Origin of the sequence: Cohnella faecalis (genome assembly GCF_003570905.1) — a bacterium.
In the GTDB taxonomy this organism is placed as follows: domain Bacteria; phylum Bacillota; class Bacilli; order Paenibacillales; family Paenibacillaceae; genus Cohnella; species Cohnella faecalis.
The window spans coordinates 88,727-104,168 of the sequence record NZ_QXJM01000023.1; the positions used below are offsets into that span (position 1 = coordinate 88,727).

General features: G+C 55.8%; 15 protein-coding genes and 1 pseudogene. All 16 read left to right on the forward strand.

The genetic code is table 11. The annotated features are described in order from the left end of the window. Positions 1-60: 60 nt before the first annotated feature. Complete coding sequence (locus D3H35_RS04080; protein WP_199728458.1) at positions 61-429, forward strand: nucleotide pyrophosphohydrolase; 369 nt, start codon at positions 61-63, stop codon at positions 427-429. Between the two features lie 45 nt (positions 430-474). Further along, a complete protein-coding gene (locus tag D3H35_RS04085; RefSeq protein ID WP_119147873.1) occupies positions 475-1,023 on the forward strand; it encodes a hypothetical protein in 549 nt (182 codons plus the stop codon). Positions 1,024-1,028: 5 nt separating this feature from the next. Next, entirely contained in the window at positions 1,029-1,832 is an 804-nt protein-coding gene (gene dapB / locus D3H35_RS04090) for a 4-hydroxy-tetrahydrodipicolinate reductase (protein ID WP_119148093.1), read from the forward strand. 44 nt (positions 1,833-1,876) lie between these two features. Continuing rightward, positions 1,877-2,299, forward strand: coding sequence for a methylglyoxal synthase (locus D3H35_RS04095; protein ID WP_199728459.1), 423 nt, complete (start codon positions 1,877-1,879; stop codon positions 2,297-2,299). After that, the gene (gene bshB1, locus D3H35_RS04100) at positions 2,296-3,009 is read left to right on the forward strand and encodes a bacillithiol biosynthesis deacetylase BshB1 (RefSeq protein WP_119147874.1); all 714 of its coding nucleotides are present in this window, start codon (positions 2,296-2,298) and stop codon (positions 3,007-3,009) included. Before D3H35_RS04095 ends, bshB1 begins: the two co-directional genes overlap by 4 nt. Positions 3,010-3,081: 72 nt before the next feature. Next, a complete protein-coding gene (gene bshA, locus D3H35_RS04105) occupies positions 3,082-4,245 on the forward strand; it encodes an N-acetyl-alpha-D-glucosaminyl L-malate synthase BshA (RefSeq protein WP_119147875.1) in 1,164 nt (387 codons plus the stop codon). 6 nt (positions 4,246-4,251) lie between these two features. After that, a complete protein-coding gene (locus tag D3H35_RS04110; protein ID WP_119147876.1) occupies positions 4,252-5,595 on the forward strand; it encodes a CCA tRNA nucleotidyltransferase in 1,344 nt (447 codons plus the stop codon). Beyond that, positions 5,592-6,587, forward strand: a complete 996-nt coding sequence (locus D3H35_RS04115) for a biotin--[acetyl-CoA-carboxylase] ligase (protein ID WP_119147877.1) — start codon at positions 5,592-5,594, stop codon at positions 6,585-6,587. The genes D3H35_RS04110 and D3H35_RS04115 overlap by 4 nt, the downstream gene beginning before the upstream one ends. 305 nt (positions 6,588-6,892) lie before the next feature. Further along, the gene (panB, locus tag D3H35_RS04120) at positions 6,893-7,756 is read left to right on the forward strand and encodes a 3-methyl-2-oxobutanoate hydroxymethyltransferase (protein WP_119147878.1); all 864 of its coding nucleotides are present in this window, start codon (positions 6,893-6,895) and stop codon (positions 7,754-7,756) included. Further along, entirely contained in the window at positions 7,753-8,640 is an 888-nt protein-coding gene (gene panC / locus D3H35_RS04125; RefSeq protein WP_119147879.1) for a pantoate--beta-alanine ligase, read from the forward strand. Before panB ends, panC begins: the two co-directional genes overlap by 4 nt. Further along, complete coding sequence (gene panD, locus D3H35_RS04130; RefSeq protein WP_119147880.1) at positions 8,640-9,023, forward strand: aspartate 1-decarboxylase; 384 nt, start codon at positions 8,640-8,642, stop codon at positions 9,021-9,023. The genes panC and panD overlap by 1 nt, the downstream gene beginning before the upstream one ends. 72 nt (positions 9,024-9,095) lie before the next feature. Further along, entirely contained in the window at positions 9,096-9,755 is a 660-nt protein-coding gene (locus D3H35_RS04135) for a tetratricopeptide repeat protein (protein ID WP_119147881.1), read from the forward strand. Positions 9,756-9,768: 13 nt separating this feature from the next. Further along, a pseudogene (dinG, locus tag D3H35_RS04140) lies at positions 9,769-12,647 on the forward strand (ATP-dependent DNA helicase DinG). After that, positions 12,644-13,276 (forward strand): redox-sensing transcriptional repressor Rex, encoded by a 633-nt coding sequence (locus D3H35_RS04145; RefSeq protein WP_119147882.1) that lies wholly within the window; start codon positions 12,644-12,646, stop codon positions 13,274-13,276. The pseudogene dinG and the gene D3H35_RS04145 overlap by 4 nt, the downstream one beginning before the upstream one ends. Positions 13,277-13,297: 21 nt before the next feature. After that, entirely contained in the window at positions 13,298-14,608 is a 1,311-nt protein-coding gene (locus tag D3H35_RS04150) for an amidohydrolase (protein WP_378124782.1), read from the forward strand. Continuing rightward, positions 14,605-15,147 carry a cell wall elongation regulator TseB-like domain-containing protein gene (locus D3H35_RS04155; protein WP_119147884.1) on the forward strand — a complete coding sequence of 181 codons (543 nt, stop codon included), beginning with the start codon at positions 14,605-14,607 and terminating at the stop codon, positions 15,145-15,147. Before D3H35_RS04150 ends, D3H35_RS04155 begins: the two co-directional genes overlap by 4 nt. Positions 15,148-15,442: the final 295 nt, after the last annotated feature.

Here is a 15,442-nt window from a genome sequence, read left to right on the forward strand (position 1 = left end):
GTTTTCCCCCACATCTTACGCTAACATAGGAATGAAACGAATGAAAAGGGAGCAAGGCTTGTGGGAGAATCGCAAATTACGAACCGTACGCTTTCCGAAAAGTCGCTGGCCCAAATCCAGCGCGAGGTGGATGCTTACATTTCGCAGTTCAAGGAAGGCTACTTTTCGCCTTTGGCCATGCTTGCCCGAATGAGCGAAGAAGTAGGCGAATTAGCCCGCGAAGTAAACCACCGGTTCGGCGAGAAGCCGAAAAAACCGGACGAAGCCGATAATTCCATTGAGATGGAGCTAGGCGATATTTTGTTCATCGTCACCTGTTTCGCCAATTCACTCGGTATTGATTTGGCGGAAGCGCACGACAAGGTGATGAGCAAATTCAATACCCGCGACGCGAATCGCTGGACGAAGAAGAACACCGATAACCTGTAGCAATCATATGCTGTACCATCCCCGCACGAAGGGAGGATGGTCGATATGGACGGGGAATCCTATGTTCGGCTGGCGTACGACGCGATTTTCAAAGGCGATTTCGAACAGGCAGTCTGCTGGTTTCAGCAGGCTATGGAATGCGAGCCGTCGAACGCAGCGTATGCATACAAAGCATCCATTACATGCGCGCGGAGCGGGAAGCTTGCATTGGCGCTCGAGTACGCCGGCCGCGCCGTGCGGCTCATACCCGAAGATCCGCAGTATTCGCTTCATCTCCGAATGCTGGAGGCGAAGGACTTGACGGCTCGTGCCCAAGCGGCGCTTGCCGCTATGCCCGCAGCTCCGGAGAGGGCCGTTCCCGACCTGCTGCAAGCCGTCCGGCTTGATCCGTTATCGGTTGAAGCCAGAGTGCTTCTAGGCATTGGGCATCGGATGATGGGCAAGCACCGCGACGCGGTTATCGCTTTTCGCGATGCGCTTCAACTGGAGCCGTTGCACAATGAAGCGGCAAGGTTGCTTCGGGAAGCGAAGGCGGAATGGCGCAATCAATTGAAACGGCGGTTTTCCAATCCAACAACGAATAGGAATAGGTGATTGAAGTGTCTGAAAGAATTAAAGTGGCGGTAGCCGGAGCCGGCGGCCGAATGGGCCGGGAAGTCGTCAAGATGGTGCTGGAGGACGAAGAGCTGCAGCTTGTCGCAGCCATTGCCCGATCGGCGGGACCTGTCGACGCCGGCACGCTCGTAGGCAAACCGGCTGCCTCCGTCATTGTATCCTCCGATCTGGAGTCCGCATTGACAAGCTCTCGTCCCGACGTCCTGGTCGATTTCACGAACCCGCAATCGGCTATGCCGAATACGGAAATCGCGGTTCGACTAGGCGTTCGTCCCGTTGTTGGCACGACCGGATTCACACCGGAGCAAATGGTTCAGTTGGACGAGCTGTGCAAGGAGAAAGGCATTGGCGCATTGATCGCTCCCAACTTTTCCATCGGCGCCATTCTCATGATGAAGTTTTCGGCTATGGCTGCCAAATATTTTCCCCATGTTGAAATCATCGAATACCACGGCGATCAAAAATTAGACGCTCCTTCCGGGACTTCGATCAAGACGGCGGAATGGATTTCGGAGACGCGCAAGGAGCTTCGCCAAGGAAATCCGAAGGAAGAGGAAGTCATCGAAGGCTCTCGCGGAGGTTACTACAACGGGTTCCGCATACATAGCGTACGATTGCCAGGCGTATTCGCCCAGCAGGAAGTCGTATTCGGCGCCTTCGGCCAAACGCTGAAAATTCGCCACGACTCCTACGAACGCGCGGGTTACATGCCCGGCGTGAACACCGCGATCAAAAAAATTATGGGCGTGACCGGTCTCGTCTACGGGTTCGAGCACTTCCTCGATTAAAAGCACGAACATAAGCTTCCCTTCAGGAGAGGAGAACGTTCCGCATGATGCACATTGCTCTCATCGCGCACGATCGCAAAAAAGACGAAATGGTCAATTTCGTCATCGCCTACGAAAACGTATTGGCACCGCACAAGCTATATGCTACGGGAACGACGGGAAGCCGGATCATGGAAAGCACGAGCCTGAACGTTCATCGGTTCATGTCCGGTCCGCTAGGCGGAGACCAGCAGATCGGCGCTCTCGTTGCGCAGAACGAGATGGATTTGATTATTTTCTTGCGCGACCCTCTAATGGCGCAGCCGCACGAGCCGGACATCATCGCGCTTCTGAGGCTTTGCGACGTGCAAGGCATTCCGGTGGCAACCAATATCGCAACGGGAGAGCTGCTGCTTAAAGCGATGGAACGGGGAGATTTCGCTTGGCGCGAGCTCGTTCACAAGTATAAGCCGGGGATTGACGAATGACTGCGGCAGCGCATCGGTACGGTTTGGACATGCTCATATTTGCCGCGCATCCGGACGACGCTGAAATCGGCATGGGCGGGACGATCGCCAAGCATACCGCTGCCGGCAATCGCGTTGGCTTGATCGATTTGACCTATGCGGAGATGTCCTCCAACGGCAACGTCGAAACTCGGCAAAAGGAAGCGGCGGAGGCTTCGAAAATTCTCGGATTGGCGGTAAGAGAAAATTTGGGGCTTCCCGATCGGCGGCTTGCCGCGGTACCCGAGCAAATCGACCTTATGGTGTCCGCCATCCGGCGGCATCGGCCGCGCATCGTGTTCACTCCGTATTTTATCGACAGGCATCCCGATCATGTCATGTGCAGCCGTATGACGGAAGAAGCGGTGTTCAATGCTAAGCTGAGACGCTACATTCCGGAGGAACCGGCGTGGACGGTCGACATGCTTTATTTTTATTTCATCAACGAAGTTCATACGAGCCAGGTGCTCGTCGATATTAGCGACGTTCAGGAGCGAAAGATGGCGTCGGTTCGCGCGTACCGTTCCCAATTCATGCCGGCCGGAAGCGAGCAAGATTGGGTGGAAACCCCGCTGACCGGCAGCTATGTGGAAATGGTTGTCGCACGCGATCGCTTGCTCGGACAGCAGAGGAAATTGGCGTTTGCCGAAGGCTTCGTTCCGAGAGGGCCGGTCACGCTCGATCGGCTCTGACCGTTCGCTCCCGGCAACGGGCAAGAAGGCAAGCGGGTAAAGAATAAGCAAGAAAAGAAAGGAGGAGAACGCGTGATTCGTCCACTAAAAATCGGTATTACTTGCTACCCTTCGCTAGGAGGGTCCGGTGTCGTAGCTACCGAGCTCGGAAAGCTGCTTGCCGAGAAGGGCCATGAAATTCATTTCATTACGAACAGCATTCCGTTCCGGCTTGGCAAGTTCCACCGCAATATTTTCTATCATGAAGTCGAGGTGTCGGACTATTACGTATTCCGTTATCCTCCTTACGATTTGTCGCTGGCAAGCAAGATGAACCAGGTAGCCCGTCTGCAAGGGCTGGACGTTCTGCACGTGCACTATGCCGTGCCGCATGCGATATGCGCTTTTCTGGCCAAAGAAATGTCCGGCGACAAGCTCAAGGTTGTCACGACTCTTCACGGAACGGATATTACGGTTCTCGCCCAGGACGAGTCGCTTAAAGACATTATCAGGCTCGGCATCCGCAAGAGCGATGCCGTCACGGCGGTCAGCCAAGATTTGATTCGGGAAACCCGCGAGCTTCTGGAAATTCGGGAGCCGATCGATTTGACCTATAATTTCGTGGACAAACGGATTTACTACCCGCGCGAATGTTCGGATCTTCGCCGCGAATTCGTCCGCCCGAACGAGAAGCTGCTTATGCACATATCCAACTTCCGTCCCGTTAAACGTACGAGCGACGTGGTCGATATTTTCGCGAAAGTAAACGCGGAAATTCCTTCCAAGCTGCTGCTTGTCGGAGAGGGACCTGATTTGCCGAAAATCCAGACGAAAATTATGCAGATGGGATTGGCGAACAAGGTTCATTTTTTGGGCAAGCAGGATGACGTAGCCCATGTCATTTCGATTGCGGACTTAATGTTGCTCCCTTCGGAAAAAGAGAGCTTCGGACTCGTCGCGCTTGAAGCGATGGCATGCGGAGTGCCGACGATCGGTTCCATCGCAGGCGGTATTCCGGAGCTTGTTCAGCACGGCGTTACTGGCTTTTTGGCTCCGATCGGCGATACGGACCAAATGGCTTCGTACGCATTGCAGCTGCTGAAGGATCCGGAGCTGTTCGCCAAATTCAGGAAAGCTTGCATCAGCCGGGCCACACAGCAATTTTGCAATGACTTAATTACCGCGCAGTACGAGCAAATCTATTACCGGGTACTCGGGATTCCTTACGAAGTTCCGATACCTGTATGCGAAGGATAGACGAAGATGGCTGCCGTTGACGGAGAAGCTCTATGGGCTGCAGGGCTTGCCGTCGTCCGCCGGCTGCGCGAAGCGGGCTTCGAAGCGTTCCTGGTCGGAGGCTGCGTCCGCGACCGGCTGCTGCGAAGAGCCGTTCACGATATCGATATCGCGACCTCCGCGCTTCCGGAAGAGGTCATGTCGACGTTCGCTCGTACGCTGCCGACCGGGCTGCAGCATGGAACCGTAACCGTGATGGAGAATGGCGTACCGTTCGAGGTGACGACGTATAGGCACGAAACCGGCTACAGCGACGGCCGGCGTCCGGACGAAGTAACTTTCGTGAGAGATATCAGGGAAGACCTCGCTCGGCGAGATTTCACGATGAACGCTATCGCTGTCGGATTCGAAGGAGAGACAATCGATCCGTTCGGAGGAGAACGCGATTTGTCGGCAGGTTTAATTAGATGCGTAGGCGATGCCGATTCAAGGTTCGGCGAAGACGCTCTGCGAATGCTCCGCGCCGTCCGGTTCGCCGCAGTTCTCGATTTTCGGCTTGCGTTATCGACCTGGCGGGGAATAAAGAGGCAGCGCGAGCGTTTGAAGCACGTAGCCATGGAACGGGTCGCGGCCGAATGGGACAAGCTGATGGCGAGCGACAAGCCGGATCGGGGTGCCGCTCTGCTTATTCGAAGCGGATTGCTCGCGAACGTAAAGGATCCGCTGCCGGACACTCTCGCAAGCGTCAAGCCCGATGCCATAGATATTCGTTGGCATTGCGTCAAGGAGTGCCGATTGTCCGAAGCGGACGATATCGATGTTCGCTGGGCCGCTTTTCTGTCGGCGGCAGGCTGCGGGGCAGACGAAGCGGAGCAACTGTGCCGGAAGCTGAGGCTGAGCTCGCAGAGAACGAAGCGGATTTCGGGCGTTATCGGCTTTGATCGGTTATGGTCGGACCGGCTGATGGCAGTCGCTGGAAGTGCCGGGAAAAAGGCTTTTGATGAAACAGCGAATGAACAGGCTAATGCCGTGCAGTTGTCTTCTCTTCGGGCTTCGTGGGTAAAGCTGGCTTTGCGGTTCGGTCGAAGTACGGCGGAGGATTGGCTGAAGATGACGAAATGCCGCCCAGTTGCTTACTCGTTACTAGCCTATGCTAAAGATTGGACTAACGAGATATCGGTATGGAAGGCTGCGGAGCTCGCCGTAAGAGGGGATGAGCTGTCCCGTTCGTTGGCCAAAGCTCCCGGTCCCTGGATCGCCGAGCTGCTTAACGAATTGCTTGAGCTGGTCGCGCTGGACCGATTGGGCAATGATTCGGAATCGCTGCTTGCCGCTGCGCGAGCGCAAATGGACGGAGGTAACGCATCGTGAGCAACGTTTCGTTGTTAGAGCTTTTGGAGGCGGAAGCGGGAGCTTACGTGTCCGGTGAGGACATTAGCCGCCGGTTGAACGTAAGCCGAACGGCGGTATGGAAGCAAGTTCGCAAGCTGGAGGCGCAAGGGTATACGATCGACGCGGTTCCCCGCCTTGGCTACCGGTTATCGGGGAAGCCGAGCCGGATTACGGCGCTGGAATTGCTTCCTAAGCTGAATACGCGCGCCTTCGGCCGCCAATTGCGGATTATGGACGTTGTCCCGTCTACTCAGGACGAGCTTCGCAAGCTTGCGGAGGAAGGCGCTCCCGAAGGAACGCTCGTTATCGCGGAGCAGCAGACGAGCGGTCGCGGGAGAATGGGCAGGGCATGGGTATCTCCGGCTGGCAAAGGCGTATGGATGAGTCTGCTGCTGCGTCCGCTCGTTCCATTGCCATTGACCCCGCAGCTAACGCTGCTTGCGGCTGTCGCCTTAAGCCGAGCCATTGCGAGAGTCGTTCCTTCGTTATCCATCGGCATTAAGTGGCCCAACGATTTGCTGGTCGACGGCAAAAAAATAAGCGGTATATTGCTCGAATCGGCAGCGGAAGACGAGAGGCTTCGCTACGTGGTCGTCGGTCTCGGCGTTTCCGTCAATTTGGAGCCGGACGATTATCCCGAAGAGTTGCTGGAACGGGCGGTATCGTTGAAAATGGCTAACGGCGGCAAGGCAATCGATAGAGCAGAGCTGATCGCGGTCATTCTCGAAGAATTCGAGAGGCTGTACGATCTGTTCGCGGAGAGAGGCTTTGCGCCGATTCGGGCGCTGTGGGAAGCTCATTCGGTAACGCTTAATCATACCGTTCGCCTGACGACTCCGACGGGGACGCTGATCGGCGTTCCAAGGAGCCTGGACGAGATGGGCGGCCTTCGCGTCGAACTGCCGGACGGCAGCTTCCAAACCGTCTATTCCGCGGACATAGGCGATCCGGGGACGCGCGGCGGTCAATAAGCCGCAATAAGCGTCGCCGATCGCATTCAGCCGCCGCATCTATTTACCCGATAGACTAAAGCGGTGCACGTAGGTTATAATAAAATCCGCAAGGTGGTATCGCCAAGGAGCGAACCGCACTTGCCGGCTTATAACAGCAATAACAGCTTCATACCCGTCATGATTTCGCGGCGGATTCTGCTCTGAGCCTTAAGGGACCGAGACAGAAGGACGTGAAGGACGTTCGATGTTGACCTGGAACCTTTTTTGCTCATGGGCGAAATGGGTTTTTTTATTTTTTCTAAATTCAAGGGGGGCGTAAGACCATGAAACAGGCTTTGACCATCCCGAAACTCAAAGCGATGAAACAACAAAACAAACCGATAGCGATGCTGACGGCGTACGATTATCCGTCTGCCAAGCTGTCCGAGGAAGCCGGCGTGGACGTTATTCTTGTCGGCGATTCGCTCGGCAATGTCGTGCTTGGCTACGATACGACGGTGCCCGTCACTCTCGAAGATATGATCTACCATACGAGGGCCGTCGTGCGCGGCGCTCCGAATACGCTAATCGTAGCGGACATGCCTTTCGCGACCTACCGTCTTGGTCCCGCAGAGACGCTTCGCAATGCGGCTCGTCTTATGCGCGAGGGAGGCGCTCACGCCGTCAAGCTCGAAGGAGGCGCCGATTTGGCCGAGGAAGTTCGCCGTCTGACGGCTTCCGGCATTCCGGTGATCGGCCACCTTGGGCTGACGCCGCAATCGGTTCATCAGATCGGCGGCTATAAGGTGCAAGGGAAGGATTCCAAGGAAGTCGAGAAGCTTCTTGACGACGCCAAAGCGCTCGAGCAAGCGGGAGCGTTCGGAATCGTGCTAGAGCTCGTTACCGAGCCGGTCGCCGCCGCCATCAGCAAATCGCTGACCATACCGACAATCGGAATCGGGGCGGGAAGAGGCTGCGACGGCCAAGTGCTCGTCTACCACGATCTGCTTCGCTACGGCTCCGGCATCCGGGACAAACGATTCGTCCAAAGCTACGCCGATATCGGCACAACTATCAAGAGCGCAATAACCCAATACGTGGACGACGTAAAATCGCAAGCTTTCCCGCAGGAGAAGCACGGTTTTCCGCTTGACGATCAAGCCGTTCAAGCGTGGTCTTCCCGCCTATACGGAGGAGATTCAAAATGACGTTATCCATCATTCGGCACATTCCCGAGCTTCGCGAGCGTATCGCGGAATTTCGGCGAAGCCGACCCGATTCCTCTGTCGGCTTCGTGCCCACAATGGGGTATCTTCACCAAGGCCATGCCAGCCTTATTCGCCGATCCGCGGAAGAAAACGGATTAACGGTCGTCAGCGCTTTTGTCAATCCGACCCAATTCGGTCCGAACGAGGATTTCGATAAATATCCGCGAGACGAGGCACGAGATAAGAGTCTGGCTTCGGAAGCAGGCGCCCATATTCTGTTCATGCCGGAAGTGTCGGAAATGTACCCGGATCCTATCCGAACGACAGTAGCCGTAACGGGACTGACGGACCGTCTGTGCGGCGCCAGCCGTCCCGGTCATTTCGAAGGCGTAGCTACCGTCGTGACGAAGCTGTTCAATATCGTAACGCCTGATCGGGCCTATTTCGGCTTGAAGGACGCGCAGCAGGTGGCTGTTATCGCAAGGTTCACCCGGGATCTCAATATTCCCGTCGATATCGTGCCTTGTCCGACCGTAAGGGAGGCGGACGGGCTGGCCCTCAGCTCGCGGAACGTGTACTTGAGCCCGGAGGAGCGCAGGCAGGCGCTTATCCTTTCCCGCACGCTCGGCCAAGTGCCGGACTGGATCGAGGAAGGAATGACGGAAGCGGAGCTGAGCGTAAGATTGCGCGGCAAGATCAGATCCCAGCCGCTCGCCGATATCGATTACGCGGACGTGCTTACGTATCCCGAGCTGGAATTTCCGCGCGCGGGAATGCGGCTGCGCAATTCGGATCGTCCTTTGCTGATCGCATTGGCTGTCCGGTTCGGCAACACCAGGCTAATCGATAACGTTCTTTTATTTCCTCAGGAGGTGAGGGCTTGATGTTTCGCCAAATGATGAAGTCCAAAATTCACCGGGCTACCGTAACCGAAGCGAATTTGAATTATGTGGGCAGCATCACGATCGACCAGGATTTGATGGAGCTGGTAGACATTTTGCCCGACGAAAAAGTTCAGATTGTGAACAATAATAACGGCGCGCGTTTCGAAACGTACGCCATTCCAGGCCCAAGAGGCTCCGGGGTCATCTGCTTGAACGGCGCTGCGGCCCGACTCGTGCAGCCGGGCGATCTGGTCATCATTATCGCTTACGGCTTCGTCACGGACGAAGAGGCGCGCCGCCATCATCCAAGAGTGGCTATCATGGACGAACGGAACCGGGTTGTCAAATTGTTGGCGGAGGAGCCTCATTCGACCGTCATGTAAAGCGTATGAAAGACGTTCTCCGAACGCAGAATGAGCAGTACCATCTCATTCTCGTCAAGGAGGGGCGTCCAAATGTCCATAATCCGGCAATGGTTTGGGACGATGAACGAAGTGCTCGACGATTTAATTTTGAGGTATCCGGGCGCATCGGGCGAGGAAAGGTTCCGAATGCAGGAACAATGGGAGATGCTGAAAGCGTTAAGTGATGATATGATTGAGTCATGGCTTTCCTTCGAAGACAAAATGGCCTTATACCGCGATTTGGAGCTTCAACAGCCTGCGCCGGTTAAAGCCGCGGCGGCCCCAGCGCCTGCGGAGCATGTGCTTGCCGTGTTTCAAAAAGGGCAAGGGTACTTCCAGCTCCACATGTTCGGCCATGCCGCAGAGCAGCTTGAGGAGACGGTTCGCTCGCATCCCGAGTTCATTGCGGGGCGGTTGTATCTGGCGATGTCGCGCATGCATTTGAAGGAATGGAACGAGGCGCAACGGCATTTTCAGCTCATCTCGACATTAACCGACGAACCGAAGCTGATCGCTATCGCTTACAACGCTCTCGGGTGCATTCAAGCGATTTTCGCCCAATTGGAGCAAGCCCGCACTTATTTTCGCAAATCGCTCGAAACCGATCCTTCTTTTTGCGACCCTAGACGGAATCTGGAATCCTGCCTGAACGGCAAAGGCCAAATTCTGCTGCAATTCGGCAGCGCGGAGCTGCAGACGATTTGTTTGTGAAAGGAAGTCCTTCATGAAATTTGCCGTGCTCGATTTTGAAACGACGGGCATGTCTTCCGATAAAGACGACATTATCCAAGCGGGAATCGCGGTCGTGGACGAATACGGGACGCTTTTGTCCTCATACGCAAGCTATGTCCGGCCCGCAAGACGGTTCCGGCGGAAATTACGGCGCTTACCGGGATCAAGGACGAGGATGTCCGCGAAGCGCCGGAGCTTGACGAGGTTGTAGCCGAAATCGTGCCGTATTTGCAAGACGCGATATTGGTCGGACATAACGTGGAGTTCGATGCCCATTTTTTGCAAGCCGCCCTGGATAGGTGCGGCTATTTGCCGTTCTCCGGCAGACTGCTGGACACGGTGGATTTAACAAGGCTTATGTATCCGACTTTGCCTTCTTATAAGCTGACGTCGCTTGCCGTTCATTTTGAGATCGGCCACGACCGTCCCCATCAAGCGGACAGCGACGCGCTAGCGACCGCGGAGCTGTTCCGGATCGTAGGCGATAAGCTTCGCTCGCTGCCGTTGTTCACGCTGCAGAGGCTGAACGCTCTGTTCGATCCGGAAGCCAGCGATACCGGATGGCTTCTTTCCCGCATGCTGGAATGGAGGGAAACGCAGCCGCTCATTTCCGAGGACGGCTATCGCCATTTCCGTCAATTCGCCATGAAAGCAGGCGATTGGGGAGAGGACCAGCAGTCCGAGGACGAGCACGCGCAAACGTCCGAACTGCTTGCACCGCTATCTTTTGCCGATTTCGTCGAAGGCGTTCAAAACCGGCTCAAGGAAAAGCTGCCCGCTTACGAAGCGCGGGAAGGCCAGGATATAATGTTCGGAGAAGTATTCGAAGCGCTGAACGGCGATTCTCATCTTCTCGTCGAGGCGGGTACAGGTACCGGCAAATCGCTTGGCTACTTGCTTCCTTCTCTCTATTATGGGCTAAAGGAATCCAAAAAAATCGTTGTCAGCACGCATACAATTCAGCTTCAAGAGCAGCTTCGCCAGAGGGATTTGCCGCTGCTGCAGGAAGTGCTGCCTGTCCCGTTCAGCGCCTCGGTATTCAAAGGCCGCAGCAATTACCTGTGTCTGCGAAAGTTCGAAAGCCGTCTGAACGTTCCCGAGTACGCGCTAACGAACGAAGAAGCGGTGTCCCGGGGCGGCATGACCGTATGGCTCGGCGAGACGGAGCGCGGCGAAGGCGAAGAGCTGAACATTGGCAGCCGATCCAAGGAAGAATGGGACGCGGTCGCGAGCGACGCCGCTTCCTGCTTGAACCGGGCTTGCCCCTGGTTCCGCAGATGCTTCTACCACCGGGCGCGTAACGAAGCTTCCAAAGCGGACCTTATCATTACGAATCACGCGCTGCTCTTCACGGATATGAGGGCGGATCATCGCCTGTTGCCCGGCTACGAGCGGCTGATCGTCGACGAAGCCCATCATCTGGAAGAAGTGGCGAGCAATCATCTCGGACAAAAAACGGGCTACACATCACTGACGGTACCTTTGTACCGGTTATGGCGGGATGCGCGGAGCGGGCTTATGCCCCAGCTATTGAGCGAGGTTCAAACGGTTGGATCTCCGCAAGCCTCGAAATGGGAGGAAAAGCTGGCGGAGGCGATTCCGAAGCTTAACGAAATTCGCGAAGCGTGGGATCGCTGGAACGATGCGCTGTTCGGGCTGCTGGCCGGTCAGGCGGCCGCTGACGAAACCGGGAATTTGACTCTCCGCCTTAAGCCAGACGCGCTTCCGGACGGTTGGGAAGCGATTCGGGTCGACGGCGACAACGTTATTATGCTGCTCTCCGACTTCATTCGCGCAGTCGATAAGGTAACGAATGAAATTCGCGAAGAGGATCCCGATTCCGCCATGCAAGGCTTATTGACCGATTTGGCAGGCGCGATGAAGGATTTGCAGACGATCCGCTCGGATCTCGGCTCGTTCGTATCGCTCGGCAGGCCGGAGTATGTCTACTGGGCGGAAGGCCATTATCAATACAGGGGCAGATCGGTCCATATGTACGGGGTTCCAGCCGACGTAAGCGATTTGCTTAAGGAGGGGCTGTTTGACAAGAAAGCGAGCGTTGTTATGACGTCCGCTACTCTAACCGTCGACCGGTCGTTCAAATTCGTAACCGAGCAGCTCGGTCTCGGCGAGGCGGAGCGAAAAGGACGACTGCGTACATCGCAGCTCCCTTCGCCGTTCCGGTATCGCGAGCAGGCGCTCGTTCTCATCCCCCGCGATTTTCCGGCGATCAAGGGAAGGGACGGAGAAGCCCGCTTTTTGCAAGAGCTCGTTCGATCGCTCTCCGATGTGGCGCGTACGGTAGGGGGACGAACGCTCGTGCTGTTCACGTCCCACCGGATGCTGAAAAGCGTGTACGAACCGCTGAAGACGAGCCTTGAATCGAGTGGAATAGGCGTTCTCGGGCAAGGTATCGACGGCAGCAGCCGAAGCAGGCTCACCCGCCAGTTCAAGGAGCAGCCGAATTCCGTGCTCCTCGGAACGAGCAGCTTCTGGGAAGGCATCGATCTGCCCGGAGATTCGCTTACGTGCCTCGCAATCGTTCGTCTTCCTTTTCAGCCGCCGAACCACCCGGTCGCGGAAGCGAAGTCCGAGAAGCTTCAGGCGGAGAAGCAAAATCCTTTCATGAAGCTGTCGCTCCCGCAAGCGGTCATCAAATTCAAGCAAGGCTTCGGCCGGCTCGTTCGGACGACTTCGGACAAGGGAATCGTCATTCTTTACGACACGAGAGTCATCGATACGAATTACGGCAAATATTTTCTTTACTCGCTGCCGGGACCGAAGATGGAGCATTTGCCGACATCCGGAATTCCCGCCCGCATCGAACAATGGTTATTGCCCGAAGGTGACAGGGAGGGGCTAGAGCGATGAAGCAGGATAAAATATCCGAGGCGGTCGTACGGCGGCTGCCGCTGTACTTAAGATATTTGAACGAGCTGACCATTAGCGGCGTTCAGACGGTTTCGTCTCAGGATTTGGGGGACAAGCTCGATCTCAACCCGGCGCAAATCCGCAAGGATCTTGCCTACTTCGGGGAATTCGGCCGCAAGGGCGTCGGCTATAACGTTCATTATTTGATCGAGAAAATCAGGCAAATTCTGAAGCTCGACAAAATTTTGAACGTAGCCTTGGTCGGTACGGGAAATCTCGGACGAGCGCTCAGCAATTACAGCATGTATATCCGGGATAACATGAAGATCGTCGCCGTATTCGATTCGGACCCATCCAAGTATGGCACGTTCATTAACCGGCTTACCGTACAGCCGATGAACGAGCTGTCGGAGACGGTTAAACGTCTTGATATTACTATCGGGATCATTACCGTGCCTGCGACCGAAGCGCAAAACGTTGCGGATCGATTCGTCGAGGCGGGAATCCGGGGCATCCTGAATTTCGCGCCTTCCGTGATCAAAGCTCCGAGCGGCGTGCGGGTGCACCATGCGGATTTTACCGGCGAATTGCTAAGCTTGGCTTATTACATGGATCATGAAAAAAGTTAAATATCGTTGAAAAAGGGGCTTATTATAATGAGACGGTTGTTAATTGAAGGCGGCACATTCGTAACGATGGACGATTCGCGTCCGATCATGAAGGGCTGGATGGCGGTCGAAGGAACTCAAATCGCCGCGATGGGCGAAGGAGAAGCGCCGGAGTCCGAGGTTCGGGCGGCTGCCGAAACATTCAAGGGAGAAGGCTTCCTTTTCCTGCCCGGTCTTGTCAATTCGCATGGGCATGCCGCAATGTCTCTGCTGCGCGGTCTGGCGGACGATCTGGTGCTGCAGGATTGGCTGCAAAACCATATGTGGCCGATGGAAGCCCGATTCACCAGCGACGACGTCTATTGGGGCACATCGCTTGCCGCAGCGGAGATGATCCGAACCGGAACGACGACTTTCGTCGATATGTACGACCATATGAATCGAGTCGGCGAAGTCGTCGACAGCTCCGGCATGCGCGGCGTGCTGACACGCGGCGCCATCGGGCTGTGCCCGGAAGACGTTCAACGGGAGAAGCTGCGTGACGCCGTCACCTTCGCGAAAGAGTGGAATGGCGCGGCGAACGGCCGGATCACGACGATGATGTGTCCTCACGCTCCCTATACATGTCCTCCGGGATTCATCGAGAAATTCGTGGAAGCGGCTCACGAGCTGAATTTGCCGATGCACACACATATGTCGGAAACGGCTGCCGAGGTAGAGCAGAACGTTCGCGATTACGGCGTTCGTCCGGTTGAACACCTGGACAAGCTCGGTTTGTTCTCGCGTCCTGCGCTAGTCGCTCATGCCGTCCATCTGACGGACGAGGAGATCGCTTTGCTGGCCGAACGCGGAGTGGCAGTCTCGCATAATCCCGTCAGCAATTTGAAGCTGGCGAGCGGCGTCGCCCGCGTACCGGAGCTTCTCAAAGCCGGCGTCACGGTATCTCTCGGTACCGACAGCGTCGCAAGCAACAACAATCTCGATTTGTTCGAGGAAATTCGGATGGCGGCGCTGCTGCACAAAGGCGTATCCGGGGATCCGACGGTCGTTCCGGCGACGGAAGCACTGCGGATGGGCACCTCGCAAGGAGCCAAGTCGGTATTTCTGGACGGCGTGACCGGAGTGCTGAAGCCGGGCTTGAAAGCCGACTTCATCGCGATGTCGACGGCGAATACCCGTTTCGTGCCGCGCACCGATTACGTTTCGCATCTCGTCTACTCCGCTTCCGGCATGGATGTTACTCATGTGTGGGTGGACGGCAAGCAGCTTCTTCGCAATGGAGAGCTGTTAACGCTTGATGAAGAGCGCATTCGCGCAGAAGCTCAGCGTTGCTTCGAGAGGCTTCGCGGATGAGAGCGAGCCGCCGGACCGAACATAACCGGGCTCCGCGCGCGATGACGGCCGGCAAATGGGTGTTCGTCATCGTCTGCTTCATCGTGTTTCTTATTGTTTCCTTTGTGGTGTACATTCGATCCTCCGAGAGCGAATACCGAAAGGACGAACGAACGGCGATTCGGATCGCGCGCGAGCAAGGCGGGTTGAAGAAGATTGACGAAGCTCTGCCCTATACGTGGGAAGAATCGATGTGGATCGTGCGGGGCGAGGATGAGCGAGATCAAATCTGGTACGTATGGGAGCGGAAGGACGGGATCGTCAAAAAGCTTGAATCGGAGGGACTGTCCGAACAGCAGGCCAAGCAGCGTTTTTCCGATGAATATGGCGGGGATGTCAGTCCGGTTCGAATCATTCCGGCTTGGTTTGACGGGCAGCCCGCCTGGGAAGTCCGCTACGAAAGCCGCACCCAGGCCGGCCATCAGGCGATTGATTTTTACTCGTTTGAAAACGGAGCCAAGCTAAAAACGTACGAGCTTCCAGGGACGTCGAACGATTGACGATTGCGGGGCTGTTCCATAAGTCTAATAGGAGGATTGAGCGGAGATGGATGTCTCTGCTCAATCCTTTTGCTTTGTATCCGAAGGAAGTGGCCTCTCATCAGCTGCAGCAACAGCAGCATGTACGGGATCTCGTCCCACCGATGCGAGTCCACCCGCACTATTCGCCGAAAGAGTGGGATCTCGTTCTTGGCTATTCCATTGTTGGAAGTCTCCTCACGTGAGCAATGGGCGCATTACCATCCATTAGCTAACGATTAGAACGACTAAAAATGATATACTTCTAGATGTACGA